This window comes from uncultured Dechloromonas sp., assembly GCF_945957265.1.
Lineage (GTDB): Bacteria > Pseudomonadota > Gammaproteobacteria > Burkholderiales > Rhodocyclaceae > Azonexus.
This window is the reverse complement of the sequence record NZ_CAMFKO010000002.1, coordinates 184,047-200,721: the sequence shown is the minus strand read 5'-3', so window position 1 is coordinate 200,721 and position 16,675 is coordinate 184,047. Positions and strand designations below refer to the sequence as shown.

Genomic DNA, 16,675 nt, shown 5'->3' with positions numbered 1-16,675 from the left:
CATGCCCTCATCCTCCCGCGCCCTCGACGTCCTTCGCGACGTCTTCGGCTACCCCGCCTTCCGCGGCGAGCAGGGCGAGATCATCGCCCACGTCGCCGGCGGTGGCGATGCCCTGGTCCTCATGCCGACCGGCGGCGGCAAGAGCCTGTGCTACCAGATTCCCGCCCTGCTCCGCCCCGGCTGCGCCATCGTCGTCTCGCCGCTGATCGCGCTGATGCAGGACCAGGTCGATGCCCTGACCCAGCTTGGCGTCAAGGCGGCCTGCCTCAACTCGACCCTGACCTGGCAGGAAGCGCAGTCCATCGAGCAGGCCATGTTCTCGGGCAGCCTCGACCTCGTCTACATCGCCCCCGAACGCCTGCTGCTCGAGCGCACCCTGTCCATGCTCGACGCCCTGTACGAGGCCGGCAAGCTGGCGCTTTTCGCCATCGACGAAGCCCACTGCGTGTCGCAATGGGGCCACGACTTCCGCCCCGAATACCTGCAGCTGTCCGCCCTGCACGAACGCTACCCGGTCGTGCCGCGCATCGCCCTGACCGCCACCGCCGACCAGGCGACGCGCAGCGAGATCCTGCAGCGCCTGGGGCTTGCCGAAGCGCGCGTCTTCCTGTCCAGCTTCGACCGGCCGAACATCCGCTACACCGTGGTGGAAAAGGACAACGCAAAAAAGCAGCTGCTCGGCTTCCTGGCCGGCCGCCAGGGCCAGGCCGGCATCGTCTATTGCCTGTCGCGCAAGAAGGTCGAGGAAACTGCCGAATGGCTTTCCGCCCAGGGCTACCCGGCACTGCCCTACCATGCCGGCCTGCCGGCCCCCGAGCGCGCCGCCAACCAGCGCCGCTTCCTGCGCGAGGAGGGGCTGATCATGTGCGCCACCATCGCCTTCGGCATGGGCATCGACAAGCCGGACGTCCGCTTCGTCGCCCACCTCGACCTGCCCAAGAGCATCGAAGCCTACTACCAGGAAACCGGTCGTGCCGGCCGTGACGGCGAGGCCTCGGAAGCCTGGATGGCCTACGGCATGCAGGATGTCGCCCTGCAGCACGCGCGCATCGCCGAATCCGCCGCCGCGGAAGGCCAGAAGATCCTCGAATCGCAGCGCCTGACCGCCCTGCTCGCCTACTGCGAAGCGCCGCGCTGCCGCCGCCAGGTGCTGCTCAACTACTTCGGCGAGGAGCGCCAGCCCTGCGCCAATTGCGACGTCTGCGACAACCCGCCCGAACTGTGGGACGGCACGCAAGCCGCGCAGAAGGCGCTGTCGGCCATCTTCCGCACCGGCATGCGTTTCGGCGTCGCCCATCTGACCGACATCCTGCGCGGCAAGGCAACCGACAAGGTCAAGCAGTGGAACCACGACCAGCTGCCGACCTTCGGCGTCGGCGGCGACCTCGACGACCACGCCTGGAAGAGCGTCTTCCGCCAGCTGGCGGCCGCCGGACTGGTCCATGTCGACATGGCCGAGCATGGCGCCCTGCAACTCACCGAGGCCGCCCGCGAAGTCCTCAAGGGAGGACGCAGCGTGCAGTTGCGCCGTCCGCTGCGACGCAAGGCGACCTCCTCGAAAACCAGCCGCACCGCGGTCAGCGACCTGTCGGCGGCCGATGACGCCCTGTTCCAGCTGCTGCGCCGCTGGCGCGCCGATACGGCCCGCGAACAAAGCGTTCCCGCCTACGTCATCCTGCACGACAAGACCCTGCGCGAGCTGGCCGAGGTACGCCCGACCAGCCACGGCCTGCTGGCCAGCATCACCGGCATGGGCAGCGCCAAGATCGAGCATTACGGCGCGGAACTGCTCGACCTGATCCGCAACGAAGGCTGATACGATGCGGCGCGATACGCTCAACGCCGCGCTCGCCGCCCTCGTCGTCGCCGCGCTGCTGGTTTCGGGCATCGCCCCCCACGACCGGCCGACCTGGCTGATGGAGGTGGCCCCGGTCATCATCGCCCTGCCCCTGCTGATCCTGACCCGGCGCAGCTACCCGCTGACCATGCTGCTCGCCGTCCTGATCGCCCTCCACGCGCTGGTCCTGATTGCCGGCGGCGCCTACACCTACGCCCACGTGCCGTTCGGCTTCTGGCTGCAGGATCTCCTGGGGACCGCGCGCAACCCGTACGACAAGATCGGCCACTTCATGCAGGGCTTCGTGCCGGCACTGATCGCCCGGGAAATACTGATACGCGGGCAGCACGTGGCCGGCCGCCGGATGACGGCATTCCTGTGCGTCTGCATCGCCATGGCGATCAGCGCCAGCTACGAACTGATCGAATGGGCCGCGGCCCTGATCATGGGCCAGGGCGCCGACGAGTTTCTCGGCACCCAGGGCGACCCGTGGGACACCCAGTCCGACATGTTCATGGCCCTGATCGGCTCGACAAGCGCCATCGCCCTGCTGAGCGGCATGCACGACCGGCAACTGGCCCGCCTTACCGCCCGCGACTGATCGTCCGGACAAACGGCAAAATGCCCGCAAGCTTTCACTTGCGGGCACTTCAAGGGGTATGACGCAGGCTGCGGCGACGGCAGAGCGGCCGCCGCCATACCCGGCGCTTACGCCTGGCGACGAGCCCGGCGCCCGGCCATCAGTCCGGCAATGCCCAGACCGAACAAGGCCAGCGAACCCGGTTCCGGCACCGCGAGACGGTCGAGGTTGGCGACCGACAGGTTCTGCCAGGCGCCGCCATTCACGCTGAAACGACCGGCCTGCCCGCCATTGCAGCAGCCCTCGGCCCAATATGCGTCCAGCGTGTGATTGCCCGCCGACAGATTGGTCACGCTGCCCACCAGGAGTTCGGACAAGGCATTCCAGTTGCCGCCCCACCACAGGTCGGTGGCGTTGGCGCCGAGCAGTACGCCGTCGAAGTACAAGGCGCCGCCGTAAGCGGCATCAGGCGCCAGCTGGAAGGCCAGCGCACCGCCGGCGAAGGCGCTGCCGACAGAGAAATCGACGCGCAGGTGGTCGTAGCTGTTGTTGGCGCCGACCAGGCCGGAGAAATTGCCCGGCGTGGTACTGGCGATGCTCGAACCCTGCGCCGACCATCCGGCACGATAGTCGCCGAAGGAGGCGTTGCTGATGCCGCGCACCTCGTAGGTGATCAATGCGGCTTGCGCGGCGATCGATGCCGTGGCCAGGGCAAGGCCCAGCATGGTCGAGCGCAGCTTGAAGGGAAGTTGGGTCATGTTGTCGTTTCGCTGGTTTGCGCCGCCGCGATCCGTCGGTTCCGCCTGGCGGAAGCGACAATCCGGCAGCCAGGTTGGGTTGCAAGGAATGTCACGGATCGACACGCCACCCGGCGGCGATGCATCGGTCCTGAACTTCCGACGTTATAGCAAAAAATGACAATGTCAGTCCGTGAGCAAATTCACGGCAACCGGAAAAAACCGCCGTCATGGCGCACGGCCGACCGGCCCGGCCTAGCGCAAATGCTGCTCGGCGACGGCCGACAGCTCGGCATTCAGCGACCCGGCGGCCAATGCCCGGCGCAGCGCGTCCCGGGCCTCGGGCACCCGGCCGTCGGCCTCGAGCGCCAGGCCAAGGCCCAGCCACCAGCGCCCTTCGTTGGGCACCAGGCGGGAGGCTCGCTGGTAATGCGCGGCAGCCTGCCGATGCGCCCCAAGACGGGATTTCAGATGCCCCTGGAAACCGGCGTAGTCGGCATTGGCCTCGGCATAGGCCTGGGAGCGGGCCAGGGTACGGTCGGCCGCCGCCAGATCGCCATGCTCCAGTTGCAGGCGAGCCAGCGACATCGCCCAGCCGGTCTGCGCCGGCATCAGATCGACGCCCTCCTGCAGAACGGCCATCGCGTCGTCCATGCGTCGCATGTCGAGCAATTGGCGGAGCAATGCCTGGCGTACCTGGACATAGGCCGGGTCGATCTTCAGCGCGGCCCGCATGCCGTCGAGCACTTCGCCGCTGCGCCCGGAGGCGAGCGCCGTTTCGGCCTTGCGGTATTCGGCATCGGCCCGATCGCGCGGCGTGGCCGCAACCGGGCTTTTCTCGATCCGGACCGGACCGGCCGGCGCTGAGGCCGGAGCCGGTTCGGCCTTGGCCGGTGCGGCGGGAGGCGACGGGGCGACGGGATCGGGCACGCCCAGCACGGGCGCCGCGGGCAGCGGGACGACGGCCAGGTTGGAGGAAAGCCTAAGATTCTCGTCGGCCGGCATGGCGGCATCGCCCGGCGTGGCTTGCGGCGCAGGCGTCGGTGCGACAAGCGGCGGCGGCGCGACCAGCACGGCCGGTGGCGGCGGCGGTGGTGCGACCGCCGGCGGCGCGGTGTCCAGCAGCCCGGCCTGATGGACGGCAACGGCCCCCGCCACCGCCAGCCCGCCCACGGAGAGCAGCAGAAGTTTTTTGCCTTGCCCCTTTTTTTCCGGGGGCAGCGAGCGGATTTCCCGCTGCAGGCTCTGGCGCGCCAGGTCGTCGGGGCGCTTGGCCTCGAGATTGCGCAGCATGTCGTTGATCAGGCTCATTTCACCACCATCCGGTCGACGCGGCACCCTCGGTATCGCCGGCCGCCTGCCGTACGTGCCTGGCGCCGACGGCATGCTTGCCTTCGCCATAGACCGCCAGCAGCGCCTTGTGCGCCAGGATGTTGAGCAGGCGCGGCGTGCCGCGACTGGCCCGGTGCAGGCTGCGGACGGCGCGCGGGCCGAACAGGCTTTCGCCGCGATAGCCGGCCACCCGCATCCGGTGCGCCAGATAATTCGCCACTTCCTCGCGGGCGAGCCCGCCCAGCCGGTAATGAAAGGCGATGCGCTGAAGCAGCTGGCGTACCGAGGGTTCGGCCAGCTTGCGGTCGAGTTCGGGCTGACCGAAAAGAATGATTTGCAGCAGCTTGCGCTTTTCCGTCTCCAGGTTGGAGAGCAGGCGCAGGGACTCCAGCGTCTCCAGCGGCATGGCCTGCGCCTCGTCGATGCAGACGACGACCTGCCGCTCGGCTGCGGCATGGCCGAGCAGGGCGAGGTTGACGCTCTTCAGCAGATGGTAGTCGTCGGCCTGGGCATCGACCGCGACCCCCAGTTCCTCGGCCAGGGCCAGCAGCAGGGTGCGCGGCGCCAGGTAGGGATTGGGCAGGTAGGCGGAAACGCTGCCTTCCGGCAGGGCCTGCAGCAGGCGCCGGCACAGCAGCGACTTGCCGGTGCCGACCTCGCCGGTGATCTTGATGAAGCCCTCGCCGCTGTTCAGCGCGACGAGTAGCGTATTGAGCGCTTCCTGATGACTGCGCGTGATGACCGTGAAGCTGGTATCCGGCGTGATGCTGAAGGGCAGCTCGGTCAGCCCGAAATGATCGAGATACAACGCTGACCGCCCCCGCTGACGCTTACTGCCATTCGAAATTCCGTTGCTGGCGCGGATCGAGCGCCTGCATGCGTTCCTGGGCGTCGCCCGCGGCGGTCCGCCAGGATTCCTCGCCCTTGATGACGGTCGAGCGCATCAGGATGACCAGTTCGCGCTTGCGGTTCACCACGCTCTTCTGGCCGAACAGCGCGCCAACCCCCGGCACGCCGCTGATCCCCGGCAGGCCGTTGCGGCTGGTGGTCTGCTCCTGGCTCATCAGGCCGCCGATGGCGACGATGCTGCCATCCTGGACGCGGACGATGCTGTCGGTCTCGTTGATGGTGCTCGAGGCCAGCGGCAAGGTATAGGTCCCCAGGTCGCCGAGGTTCACGTTCTTGGTCTTTTCCGCGACGACGCTGACCTGCGGATGGACATGCAGGATGATGTTGCCGTCGTCGTCGATCTGCGGCGTCACGTCCAGCGCGATGCCCGAGAAGAAGGGTTGCAGCGTGATGTTCGGCGTCACGACGTTGCTGCCGCCGGCCGTGCCGGTGGTCACGTTGGTGCTGATGCCGGTGACGAAATAATCGTCGGTGCCCACTTTCAGCACGGCCTTCTGGTTGTTGGTCGTCGCAATACGCGGGCTGGACAGTACCTGCACGTCGCCCTGCCCTTCGAGGAAGGACAGCAGGGCGGCGAAATTGTTCGACTGGAAGGTCAGGCCGAAGAAGCCGTTGCCCGTCGTCCCGGTGGCCAGCGCGCCATTGCTGCCGGGACGGGCCGCCACCGCGGTCCCGGCGGTGATGCCGGTGGCCGAGGCACCGATGGTCCCCGAGCCGGCCAGCACCGCGTTGGGCGCCGAGACGCCCAGCGAGAAGCGATTGGCGACACCGCCGAACTGGCTCCAGTTGATGCCGGTCTGGTACGAATCGTTGAGCGAAACCTCGATGATCTTGGCTTCCAGCATCACCTGGCGCTCGACCACCAGCTGGGTGGCCTTCAGGTAATCCTCGACGCCCTTCAGTTCGGCCGGCGAGGCCTTGACCAGGACGACGCCGGAAGTCGGGTTGATGATCACGTTGCGACCATCCAGGTTGCCGACGATGGTATTCAGCGCCAGGCCGAGTTCCTTCCAGAAATCGTAATCCGAGGTCGTCTGCACCCGTGCGCTATCCACGGCGCGCTGCGTCATGCCGCCGGTCGTGCCGCCCGGCACCACCGGCGCCGTGCTCGTCCCCGTCTGGTTCGCCATCGGATTCGAGGTCGTCGGCGAACTGCCGGTCACGCGCATGTCGCTGGAACCCACCCGACGGTTGGCCAGGTAATTGATCTTGAACATCCGTGTCTGGACCGTATTCGGCTGCACGAAGATACGATTGCCCTGGACGCGGTAGGCATAGCCGTAGACATCGCGCAGGGTATCGAGCGCCTCGCGCACCGTGGTGTTCTTCAGGTTGAGGCTGACCGTGCCCGACAGATCGGGCGGGAAGAGCACGCTGTATTGCGTTCCCGAGACCAGGGCATTCAGCACCTGGGCAACCGGCGCATTGTTGACCGCCAGGTTGAAGCGCGGCTCCGGCTTGGCGGGCACCGGCTGCTCGATCTGCAGGGGCGGCACCATCGCCTGCCCGACCGCATCGCTCGGGGCACGCGCCGACTTGCCGTTGACCGCCGCTCCCACATCCTGGCCAGCCCGGTCGAAAACGTCACCGCGCCGCGCATGCTGGTTGCTGCACGCGGCCAGCAGCAATGCCGACATGACCACAATCAATATCTTGCTCATGGGAGCCCCTTTACTTGCCCTGACTTGGCCGCCTTGCCGGCAGCAGGCATCACAATCATCTGTTTTTGGACATCGGGCGTCAGATACAGATGGGTCACGCCATCCACTCCCTGCAACACCGCTTCGCGTTCGTTCAGGCGGATCAGGGTCGCGCCGCCCAGCTTGCCGCCCAAGGGCACCGTCTTGCCGCCGATTACCGCCACGGGCCTGCCGCCCTGCGGCATCAGCACCGACTGCAGGCGAAGGCCGCCGGCATTGCCGTCGCCGTCGCCGGCCGCCCCCTCCTGCGGAGCCAGCCAGTTGGCCGGCGGGCGCGTCGGGTCGGCCGACTGGGCATGAGCCGCCGAGCAGAAGGCGATGCAGGCCAGGGCGAACAGTCTCATAAGGCCAGCCATGTCTTGTCGGGACTCAGGGTATAGACAACCAGGGTCATTTCGGCACGCGGATAGTCGATCACGCGATAGCTGAGCGGTCCCCAGAGCAGCTTCTGCTGCAGCTTCTCGAGCTGGCCCAGATAGGCCTGCAACTGCCCGTAGTTTCCTTCCAGCCGGATTTCGACGCCGTGCCGGAACAGGTCGAAACTGCGTTCGGCCGGCCTGGCTTCGCCTTCCTTCGGCGCCGCGACCGGCAGGACGCTTTGCGGCGCCAGTGTCTTCAGGCTGACCAGGCGCAAGCCGGCATGGCGGGACAGCAGGCTTTCCAGCAGACCGTTCATTTGCTCGGGACGGACGAGAACCGAACTGAACTGGCGCAGCTGCTCGTCCAGCTTGCCGCGCTCGGCCGTCAAGGCAGCGAGGTCGGCCTTGCGACCGGCGTCGGGGTCGATGGCCAACTGCTGTTGCATGCCCGCCACCTCGGCCTGCAGGCGCGCCGCGCTGGCGCTTTCGCCGGCCAGCGTCGTTTCCAGCCCCCTGGCCCGCGCCCTCGGGGGATCGACGAAGAGGGTGTAGCCGATCAGCAACGGACCGAAGACGATCGCCAATGCAACCAGCAGGCGTTCGCGCTGCGTCATGGCGACGTAGCGATCGTTCAGGCGCGACCAGGACTGGCGCAAGCTCATGGCGACTTCTCCGCTGCGGTACGCAACACAAACTCGGTGTAACGCGGCAACGCCGGGCGAACGGGCGCGTTCGCCGCCGGCGGGATTCCGGGCGCGGCATCGCGCCGTTCGGCGGCCGGATCAACCGCTTTCATGTCGAGCGTTGCGAAACGCCGCCCGGCAAAAGCCGGTTCGCCATTCAGACGGCCGATGTAGGCGGGCAGCAGGGCCGGATCGCTCAAACGCCCCCGAATCTCGATGTCTTTTTCGGCAAAGCCGAAGCCGGTCAGCCAGGCGCCCTCGACCACCTGGCGGGAAAAGCCCTGGAACAGGCCGGAGTACGCCTGGCTGGCCGGCAGGTCGCCCTCGGCCACGATAGTCAACACCTGCTGGCGCTGGGCAACGCCCGTCCTGGCCGACTCCAGCTGCTGGTCGAGCAGGGCATCGCCCTTGCGCTCGCCCAGACGCTGGCCGAGCGATTGAACCTGTTGCTGCAGCGTCGCCAACTCGCCGCGCAAGGCTCCCTCGCGCGCCTTCAGGGCATCGAGCCGCCACGCCGCCGCACTCGCCAGCACCACGACGGCCAGCAAACCCAGCAATCCGGCGCCCGCCACGACCGGCAAGGCGAGCCAGTCAAAGCGCGGCTTCAGCTCGGGGAGCAGCAGGTTGATCTGCTGGCTCACGCGTCGCCCCTCAGGGCCGCACCGATGGCCAGCAGGCTTTGCGCCTGTCGCTCGCTCGAACGCAGTTCGGGAATGCCGTCGAAGGCGGCCACCATGGACAGATTGGCGGCCTGGACCGGCAAATAGAGATTCTGCGCCAGCGCGGCCACCGTGCCATCGGTATCGAATTCCGAACAGACCAGCAGGCGCGACACGGAAATGAAACCGTACTGGCGGTCGAAATTGTCGAGCGTGCGCTGCAGCTCGAGTGCCAGGCGCTCGAGCATCTGCTGCCGGCGTTCGGTGTCCGCATCGGCCAGCCCCTGGGCCGAGACCTCGATTTGCCTGGAAAGGTAGAGTTCGCCGCCAAAACTGATGGTCAACAGGCTTTCGCCAGCCTGCATGACCAAAAACGCCAGGCCCCGGTTGGGCTCCTCGAACAGTGCCGCCACGTTGCGCACGGCCATTTCCGGGATGTCGATCGCCTCCAGGGGCACGCGGGCCGCATGGAAAGCGGCCATTTTCCCGGCAACCACCGATTGGGGGGCGATAACGGCGAATACGTTGGCCTGCCGCCCGCCCTCGGTAGGGATATCGGCAACCGCGATGGCGGCGCCGTCGACCGGGAAGTCGACCATGTCCTTCAAGCGCCAGCGCAGGGCTTGAACCCGCTCCTCAAGCGGCACGGCAGGAGACTCCAGCTGCGCCATGCGGTACTGGTTTTCGCCGAGCAGCGAAGCGCAACGATAGCGCTTCAAGCCCCGGCTCTGCGCCAGGCGCGCCAGCGCATCGCCCTCGGCGCCTTCGACCCTGAAGGATTCGCACAAACGGATTTCCGGGCGCTTGCCGACGGGAAAAATGACATGCGCAAGATCGATGCGATCGCCCGTGCGGACAACCGACATCCATCCTTCCACACGTTTTGCCCCTAAATTCGGCCACATGCTCCAAATACCTTAAGTTTTTTCAGAAGGATAGCCAGCAACGCATTATTTTTCAATGGTTTTTTTGCTCAATAGCTTTCGCGAAAATAGATCACCGTGGAGCGCGGACCACAGGAACCGAAACACGCACGCGCCGTCGGTGCCGGCAGGGTCAGCCAGGTGCTGGCACCCCGCAGGATATTGCCGGAAACATCGACCAGACCGGCATTTCCGGCACCCGGCGCCGACAGGCGAAGGCGCGAATCGCCGGCCACCAGCGGCGAAGAGAGGGTGGCCGTGGTCTTGGTGCGCAAGGTGTTGGTCAGGCCGTTATTGGCCGATGTCGGCACGGTCAAGGTCGTGCAGCTGTCGGCGGCATTGACCATCCAGCCATTGCTCGACCAATACTGCACCCTTGCCGGCACGGCGAGGGGCAGCAGTTCGCTGCCGTAGGCGTTGCTCAACAGCAGGCGGCCGCTACGCACGCTCGTCGTTCCCTCGACAGTCGTGGCCGGCGCCGTGCGCAGCGAGCTCACGCCCTCTGCATCAATGGCGCGCACCCGGACAACCGTCGGGACCGTGTTCGCCGCGGTGAATTGATAAGTCGGCAAGGTCGTCGTCGCCACGCCGTTGGCGAACAGGGTTGCCGCCATACTGCTCCCCGCCGTGAAGCTGCCCGGCCCCGGATTGGCCGCGCTATCGCCCGCATCCCGAGCCGACAGGGTGGTGGCCTTGGAGAACGCCGTTGCCGTCGTGCCGTGGTAGTTCATGGTGGTCGCCCCGGCCGCATTGCGGGCCGCCACCTGCACGGTGAAGGGCTGGCCTGAATAGGTGAAGGCCCCCGCCACGCAGGCCTGGGTCACCGTCGTGTCGAAATGATCCGGATAGAAACGGCCGACATAGCCGCTGGCCGCCGTATTGCCGAACTTGCACCCGACCTTGCCGGCGGCATTGGGCGTATTGGCAAAATCGTTGGGCGCCGTGTTGACGCACACCGTATCCAACGCGTCCTGGTAGGCGCTGGTGAAGGTCGCGTCGTACACGCCGTAGGGCTGGAAGCGGAAATAGCCGACCTCGTCGTAGGTAAAGGCCGAGCCGGACGCCCCGTCGCCCGTAGAAACACTGGCGGCGCTCGTGAAGGAGCCGGCCAGCGTACCGACCCGCACCGGCATGCCTATCCATTCGATCAGGCTCGGCGAGACCCCCGGCGTACCGTCGTAGCCGGGCGCCCCGGTATTCGCGGTGAGCGAGAAAGCGGCGCCCGCCTTGACGATGGGGGTGGCCGTGGCGCTGGCCCCGGTGCCGTCGGCATTGGCATTGGACGACGTAATCGACGTGAAGTCGGCCGGCCGGATGGCGAAGCGGTCGTTCGAGCAGAAGGTGCCGCCCGCCCCCTGATTGAAGCGGACCCACACATTGCGCAGGGCCTGGGTGTTCTGCCCCGCCGGCACCGTGTAGGTAGTCGCCGTTGCCGGACGCCCCGACGTGAAAGCGATGGTCTGCCCCGCCACCCCGGCTACCGTGGTCGGCGAGGCGGTCGGGCAGCGGGTCGTCGCGTTGATCGCCGTCCCGCTGCTGCTGACCAGGTCGACGCTGACCGGATTCCCCGACCCGCTGTTGAAACTGCTATCGACCGCTTTCGGCGAACCGGTCAGCGCGACCAGATCAAAGCTCATCGCCTGCCCGACCACCTTGGTGTAGAGGCGGTTCCCGGTCGCCGCGCAACGCGCCGGGCTGCCCGTCAGGTTGCTGCAGGCATCGAGGTCCGAGGCGAAGCAGCCGATATTGGGCAAGGTGAAGGTACAGCTCGTGCCGCTCCCATCCCAGCATTTGACGCCATTCAGCGGCACCGAGCTGAGCCCGGTCGCCCCTAGGGTGATCGTTCCGCCCGGCGCCAGCGGCTGGGCATTGACGGTTGCCGTCGGCGTTCCCGAAACGATCGTGAAATTGGCCGACGGCGTCCAGGTGACGCCACCGCCGCCGCTGGCAGTGAGCGTCCCCGTCAGGTTGGCATTGACTTCGCTGCCGGCCGGACACGGGACAGTCCCCGAGGTGCACCCGAGCACCTTCACGGGAAAGGTGCACAGATTGCCGCCCGGGGTGTATTGCAGTTCGATGTGGTCGTAAGGCGGAACAGCCGGCGAGCCGATCACGAAGTCATACGAGAAGGTGTAGGTACCGGCCGCGGTGAAATCGTACTCGATGGCCACCCCGGTATCCTGGTACGAGGTGGAAACCGTATTGGGCAGGCTGGTCGGGTTGAAGATCGAACAGGCCGCATACGGATTCGAGGTATCCCAGAAATCGCTCCACAGCGACGTGCAGTAGCGGGAAAACGCCCCGCCGCTACGCTCGCGGAAAGACTCGACGATACTGACCCCGGACGGAATGCTGGTGCTCGACGGGCAGCTCGTCCCGGATGCCGGCGGATAGGTGCCGACCACCCGGCTCCCCGCGGCATCCACATAGGTCACGCCACAGCCGTTGTCGCTCCCCCCGAGATAGGTATCGATCGCGTGGTAGTAGCGCACCGGGTTGCCGGCATTGACGGCATACCCGCTGGGAATCACCAGCGTGACGCTGATGGTCACGAAGTCATAAGGCCGCAGGTAGCGATACTCGATCGACATCTGTGGCCCGTTGGTAATCCCGTAGTTCGCCGTTGCCGTCTGAGTCGTTCCGTTGGCGATGGGATTGGCCGGGGTCGGGCCGCTCACGCTGCGCGTACTGTAGTTGGTCGGCGAAATACCGTTGCCCACGCTATGGGAAGGGCCATATATCGTGCCGTTGGCGCGCAGGAATATGCCGTTGTCCAGGCTGTTGCTCGGCGGCGTAGCCGAAGGGCTGTACAGCTGACCGGCCGAGGTTCCACTGCTGTTGCGCCGGATGACCTGCATCTTCGTGGTGTCTTCGATATAGATGCGCAACCCGTCCGTGGTGCTCGTGCCACCGGAGGAATTCAACTGCACGACCGCCGCGCTGGCACCAAAACTCGCCGCCACGCCGAGCAATGCGCCCACCCCGACAGTCCGGAAAAAACGGGCGGACAGGCCGCACGGTGAGCCGAGGCGTTTCATCCCGTCAATCCAGGTCATGGGTAGCCTTTTCAGCAGTCATAAGGGGCAGCGACTATCGTCGCATCGCGGCATTTCTCGACCGTCACCTCGACCAGCCGCTCGATGCCCGGCGCCTTGGCGCCATTGGCCGTGGCCCGCGAACTGATCCGGTAGATGCGAACCTGCCGCCCGCCCTCGGTGGTATCCCAGCTTTGGCAAGCGACATTGACCTGATGGCCGGGGATCGGCGGGTTGCCGCTCACGCAGGGCGGCAAGGCAGCAAACTGGGCATCCGGGTCGAGCTGGTACATCCCCCACTCCGCGCCGGCCCGCGCCGCCTGGTAGGCCCGCGCCCCGCCGATGTCGGCGGCGATATTCACATGCGACGTGGACGTCAGGCTGACCATACCCGCCGCCAATGTCGCCATCAGCAGCAGCAGGAAAATCCCGGTGATGATCGACAGTCCGCGCTGACGCGAACGACAGGCCAGAGAAAACGAATGACGGTTCATGGCGTATTCAGCACATCGATCTGGTGCATGATCTCCACCGACTCGCCGTTGCGGCTCAGCGTCAGGCGCAGGACGACGAGCCCGTTGCGCTGCAGCACAGCGGGGAGGTAGATGAACGAGCAGAAGGCCACATCGGAAACCAGAACGGCGGAAGTGCCACCCTGCGACCAGGGAGCGCTCGCCACGGATGACTGAAAACCATAGCCGGTGCGCCGGATGACCGTACCGGACTGCGGCGAGGCGGCATTTGCCGCGCATTCGTAAGTCACCGGGGCGCCGACGATCTGGAAGCGGTTTTGCGGCGAGGCCAGCGGGAATTGCGTGCCGGCAGGCGCAAAGGTCACCGTGGACAATGCGTTGCCGGCCGTCGCCGCCCGCCGGCTGGTTCCCGCATACACATCGGAACCGGTCTGCCCGAGGTTGAAAACGACCAGCTGGTCGCCCGCCGCGATATTCACGGTGGGGCCGAGCACGTCGAAGCTGTTGTCGGTATTGCTGGTGAAGTCGAGCGGATTGCCGGTCCCGGTGCCGGTCAGCTCCGCCCGGTAACGCCCCGCATCGTTGATCGGAACGTACTCGAGGAAATTGCCGGACTGCCGCACGCTGTTGGGCAGGGCGCCCTGCAGGTCGCGCGCGATGCGGCGCACGGCGGTATCGGCCGCATCGGTCAATTCCGCACGAATGCCGGTATCGATGTAGGCGTCGATCTGCCGGCGCCCGAACATGCCGACGATGCCCAGCAACACCCCGGTGATGACGATGACGACGATGATCTCGACCAGCGTGAATCCCCGCTGGCGCCAGCCGTGGAAAGAGCGGTCAGTAGCGCGGCGCATAGCGGAAACGGTAACCGGTCAGGGAAAAATTGTCGGCGCCAGCGAATGAGACAGTCACCGTCACGCTGAGCGCCGCCGTATTGTCGGCCAGCCCCAGGGTGGTACCGGCGCGCGCGATGAGAACCGACGCGGTATAGCCGGTCATTGCGTTGCCTCCCGACACGTCGGTCACGTTGGCCATCGAATAGGCGCCGTAGTCGTCCACGTTATCGAAGGTCCCGCCCAGGCGGCTTTCACCGGCCGTGAAAGTGCCCGTATTCTGCGGCGTTGCGCATCCGGCATAGGATTGCGCCGTCGATACCGCCGGATCGTCCGGATCGCACCAGGTAAAGGGCTGATGCAGGATTTCGTTGAGCAGCGCCTCGGCAATCGCCAGCATCTGCTTGGTGCGCATCGGGTCGGCACTGTGGCGGAGCGTGGGATTCATCACCGACACCAGCCCGGCCACCCCGACACCGACGATAACGATGAAGATGAGCACTTCGATCAGCGACAATCCGCGCTGCAGCCTGGTCGACCGCTCAATGAACATAGCCGGTCTCGTTTTCGACGGTAATCGCCAGGCCGGCCACCGTGACAGTGGCGGCGGTGCTCGCCCGCCCCGCCGCATCGAAGCTCAGGCTGGCCGTCGAACTGGCGAAGCTGATCGAACCCGGTGCCAGCACGCTCAGGGCCGTGCCATCCGGTCCGACCAACACGGAACCGCCAGTACAGTTGGCCGACGGGTAAGCGCTGGAAATATTGAAATCAACCCGCGACGGCGAGGAGGAAAAAGTGACGCACACCGTCCGCCGGGCCGCGACTGCCGACTTCTGGGCATAGCGCAGGGCCGCGACGACCTGATCGCGCACGCCGCGCTCCTCGAAGCCGCTGCCACCACGCCAGCGCGGCACCGCGACGGCGGCAACGATGCCAAGCAGGACGATGACGACGATCAGTTCGACCAGGCTGAAACCGCCATCGCGGCCGGCTGACATACGATTCATGGACCGCAGCAAAATAAAAGGCCCGGCTGCAAGACCAGGCCCTTGGTTGTCGCACACATCAACCAAACCGGCTGTCAGCAACCTCCGTCGGTAATCACGTAGCTCGGTGCGGCTGAAGCAGTAGCCTTGGTGTATGCAACCTTACAGCTAGCCGGCGTCGGGGCCTTTTTCATTTGAATTTCGGCCGGAACAGCTGCGCTGTCGAAGTCACCCGGCGGGGTCAGGTCCATCACCTTTGCCAGTTCAGCCGCGCTGTTGGCAAAGCCATATTCGACAGATACGCTTGCGCCGCTGATCGTTACCGTGGCGGGAGAGCCTGCGGCCCCAAGAGTACCCGCCGCCTGGGCTTTGGCGTAGATCATCGCGTTGGCAGAAGTCATCGAACCGGATACGCCCTTGATGACCGACTTGCGTGCATCGCTCGACAAATCGACGAACTTCGGCAGCGCGGTAGCCGCAAGAATGCCCAGGATGACGATGACAACAACCAGCTCGATCAGGGTGAAACCTTTTTGCATTGCTTTCATGGTGTGCTCCTAAAAATATTAAAAATCAGCATCCGGTGGTGGTCACTGGACCGATCAGGGCTGCCTGGTTGGCCGCAGTGGGTTGGGTATAGGTAAAGGTGCAAGTAGCCGGGGTGGTGGCGCCGCTAATGCTGAAAGTGGCTACGCCCCCGGCGACGGTGTAGGTATAGCCTTCATCCTGCAGGTTGGCGGCGGAGGGATTGAACACCCCGGTCAGGCCGGCCATCGAGAGGATTCCGGGCGTACCGATGGCGGTTGCCTCGGGGTAGCCGAAGACCAGGTTGACCAGGCCGTTTTCGGTGCACAAGGTGCCGGTGGCGCCCGTCGCGTTCGAGGCCGTGGCGCCGCCGGTGCATGCCGTAACATCGACCACTCCGCTGCGCGCCAGTACCGTGGCATGCGCCAGCGCGGATGCCGCACCGACGCTGCCGCGAGCGGCCTGCAGCTTGGCAATGCGTGCGTCGCGCTGCAGATTGACGAAGCGCGGCAGGGCTATCGACGCCAGCAGGCCGAGAATGATGATGACCACGATCAGTTCGATCAGGGTAAAACCACGCTGCGACGCCGACCGCCGTATTGGTTTGATGTCCATGCATCCAATATCGACCGGGAATTTTATTACTTTAGCCATATCAGCCTTCCTCCTCAACATTTATTCCTACCGTTTATCCAGGCGCTGCAAGGAAATACCGGAAATAACAAGCCGTCCGTCACTGCCGTCACCCCGTCCCAGACGAAAGCGGGCGCCATGACCGTCGTGAAAGCGATAAACCAGCTCGCCGGCGTGGCGGTCGAAATACCAGACCGAGCGCTCCTCCGGCGGCGCATCCAGCGCGCCGCGGTAATTGGCCGGCTTGCTCGCCACCCAATCCACCGGGTTGTCGCTTTGCGGCAAGCCGCCACTGGATGCCACGCGATGCACCACGGCCTCGGCGAGTTCCAGGCGCATGCTCGCCGCCTCGGACTGCACCAGGGCCTCCTCCATGTCGCTGCGAACCGAGTCCAGCGATGCGAGCAGGAACAGCGACACCACGCCGATCAGGGCAATGGCGATGGCGAATTCGTAATAGCGTCGCAT

Annotated in this window: 18 protein-coding genes; 2 read left to right on the top strand and 16 right to left on the bottom strand. The window is 65.9% G+C overall.

Going from position 1 to position 16,675, the window contains the following annotated elements:
• Position 1 precedes the first annotated feature (1 nt).
• The gene (gene recQ, locus Q0P59_RS02245; RefSeq protein WP_295003057.1) at positions 2 to 1,816 is read left to right on the top strand and encodes a DNA helicase RecQ; all 1,815 of its coding nucleotides are present in this window, start codon (positions 2 to 4) and stop codon (positions 1,814 to 1,816) included.
• Positions 1,817 to 1,820: 4 nt separating this feature from the next.
• Positions 1,821 to 2,438: a DUF2238 domain-containing protein gene (locus Q0P59_RS02240; protein WP_295003055.1), complete on the top strand. Its 618-nt coding sequence runs from the start codon at positions 1,821 to 1,823 to the stop codon at positions 2,436 to 2,438.
• 107 nt (positions 2,439 to 2,545) lie between these two features.
• Here the strand turns inward: Q0P59_RS02240 and Q0P59_RS02235 are convergent, their stop codons facing one another.
• From Q0P59_RS02235 to Q0P59_RS02160, 16 genes are all read right to left on the bottom strand, one after another.
• Positions 2,546 to 3,175 (bottom strand): CCXG family PEP-CTERM protein, encoded by a 630-nt coding sequence (locus Q0P59_RS02235; protein ID WP_295003050.1) that lies wholly within the window; start codon positions 3,173 to 3,175, stop codon positions 2,546 to 2,548.
• A gap of 234 nt (positions 3,176 to 3,409) precedes the next feature.
• Positions 3,410 to 4,465 (bottom strand): tetratricopeptide repeat protein, encoded by a 1,056-nt coding sequence (locus Q0P59_RS02230; RefSeq protein ID WP_295003047.1) that lies wholly within the window; start codon positions 4,463 to 4,465, stop codon positions 3,410 to 3,412.
• 1 nt (position 4,466) lies between these two features.
• Positions 4,467 to 5,294, bottom strand: coding sequence for an AAA family ATPase (locus tag Q0P59_RS02225; protein WP_295003045.1), 828 nt, complete (start codon positions 5,292 to 5,294; stop codon positions 4,467 to 4,469).
• Positions 5,295 to 5,316: 22 nt separating this feature from the next.
• Positions 5,317 to 7,056 (bottom strand): pilus (MSHA type) biogenesis protein MshL, encoded by a 1,740-nt coding sequence (gene mshL, locus Q0P59_RS02220; protein WP_295003043.1) that lies wholly within the window; start codon positions 7,054 to 7,056, stop codon positions 5,317 to 5,319.
• Positions 7,053 to 7,439, bottom strand: coding sequence for a hypothetical protein (locus Q0P59_RS02215; RefSeq protein ID WP_295003040.1), 387 nt, complete (start codon positions 7,437 to 7,439; stop codon positions 7,053 to 7,055). The genes mshL and Q0P59_RS02215 overlap by 4 nt, the downstream gene beginning before the upstream one ends.
• A complete protein-coding gene (locus Q0P59_RS02210; RefSeq protein ID WP_295003038.1) occupies positions 7,436 to 8,116 on the bottom strand; it encodes a type II secretion system protein GspM in 681 nt (226 codons plus the stop codon). The genes Q0P59_RS02215 and Q0P59_RS02210 overlap by 4 nt, the downstream gene beginning before the upstream one ends.
• The gene (locus Q0P59_RS02205; RefSeq protein WP_295003037.1) at positions 8,113 to 8,778 is read right to left on the bottom strand and encodes a PilN domain-containing protein; all 666 of its coding nucleotides are present in this window, start codon (positions 8,776 to 8,778) and stop codon (positions 8,113 to 8,115) included. The genes Q0P59_RS02210 and Q0P59_RS02205 overlap by 4 nt, the downstream gene beginning before the upstream one ends.
• Complete coding sequence (locus tag Q0P59_RS02200) at positions 8,775 to 9,662, bottom strand: hypothetical protein (protein ID WP_295003035.1); 888 nt, start codon at positions 9,660 to 9,662, stop codon at positions 8,775 to 8,777. The genes Q0P59_RS02205 and Q0P59_RS02200 overlap by 4 nt, the downstream gene beginning before the upstream one ends.
• A 107-nt stretch (positions 9,663 to 9,769) precedes the next feature.
• Complete coding sequence (locus Q0P59_RS02195; protein WP_295003033.1) at positions 9,770 to 12,775, bottom strand: DUF6701 domain-containing protein; 3,006 nt, start codon at positions 12,773 to 12,775, stop codon at positions 9,770 to 9,772.
• Positions 12,776 to 12,786: 11 nt separating this feature from the next.
• Positions 12,787 to 13,248: a hypothetical protein gene (locus Q0P59_RS02190; RefSeq protein ID WP_295003031.1), complete on the bottom strand. Its 462-nt coding sequence runs from the start codon at positions 13,246 to 13,248 to the stop codon at positions 12,787 to 12,789.
• Positions 13,245 to 14,084 carry a prepilin-type N-terminal cleavage/methylation domain-containing protein gene (locus tag Q0P59_RS02185; protein WP_295003030.1) on the bottom strand — a complete coding sequence of 280 codons (840 nt, stop codon included), beginning with the start codon at positions 14,082 to 14,084 and terminating at the stop codon, positions 13,245 to 13,247. The genes Q0P59_RS02190 and Q0P59_RS02185 overlap by 4 nt, the downstream gene beginning before the upstream one ends.
• Positions 14,068 to 14,616, bottom strand: coding sequence for a prepilin-type N-terminal cleavage/methylation domain-containing protein (locus tag Q0P59_RS02180; protein WP_295003028.1), 549 nt, complete (start codon positions 14,614 to 14,616; stop codon positions 14,068 to 14,070). Before Q0P59_RS02180 ends, Q0P59_RS02185 begins: the two co-directional genes overlap by 17 nt.
• Entirely contained in the window at positions 14,606 to 15,070 is a 465-nt protein-coding gene (locus Q0P59_RS02175; protein ID WP_295003026.1) for a GspH/FimT family pseudopilin, read from the bottom strand. The genes Q0P59_RS02180 and Q0P59_RS02175 overlap by 11 nt, the downstream gene beginning before the upstream one ends.
• 74 nt (positions 15,071 to 15,144) lie before the next feature.
• Positions 15,145 to 15,597, bottom strand: coding sequence for a type II secretion system protein (locus tag Q0P59_RS02170; RefSeq protein WP_295003025.1), 453 nt, complete (start codon positions 15,595 to 15,597; stop codon positions 15,145 to 15,147).
• A 25-nt stretch (positions 15,598 to 15,622) separates the two neighbouring features.
• Positions 15,623 to 16,189 (bottom strand): prepilin-type N-terminal cleavage/methylation domain-containing protein, encoded by a 567-nt coding sequence (locus tag Q0P59_RS02165; RefSeq protein WP_295003023.1) that lies wholly within the window; start codon positions 16,187 to 16,189, stop codon positions 15,623 to 15,625.
• Between the two features lie 66 nt (positions 16,190 to 16,255).
• On the bottom strand, positions 16,256 to 16,675 hold the full coding sequence (locus tag Q0P59_RS02160; RefSeq protein WP_295003021.1) for a hypothetical protein: 420 nt from the start codon (positions 16,673 to 16,675) through the stop codon (positions 16,256 to 16,258).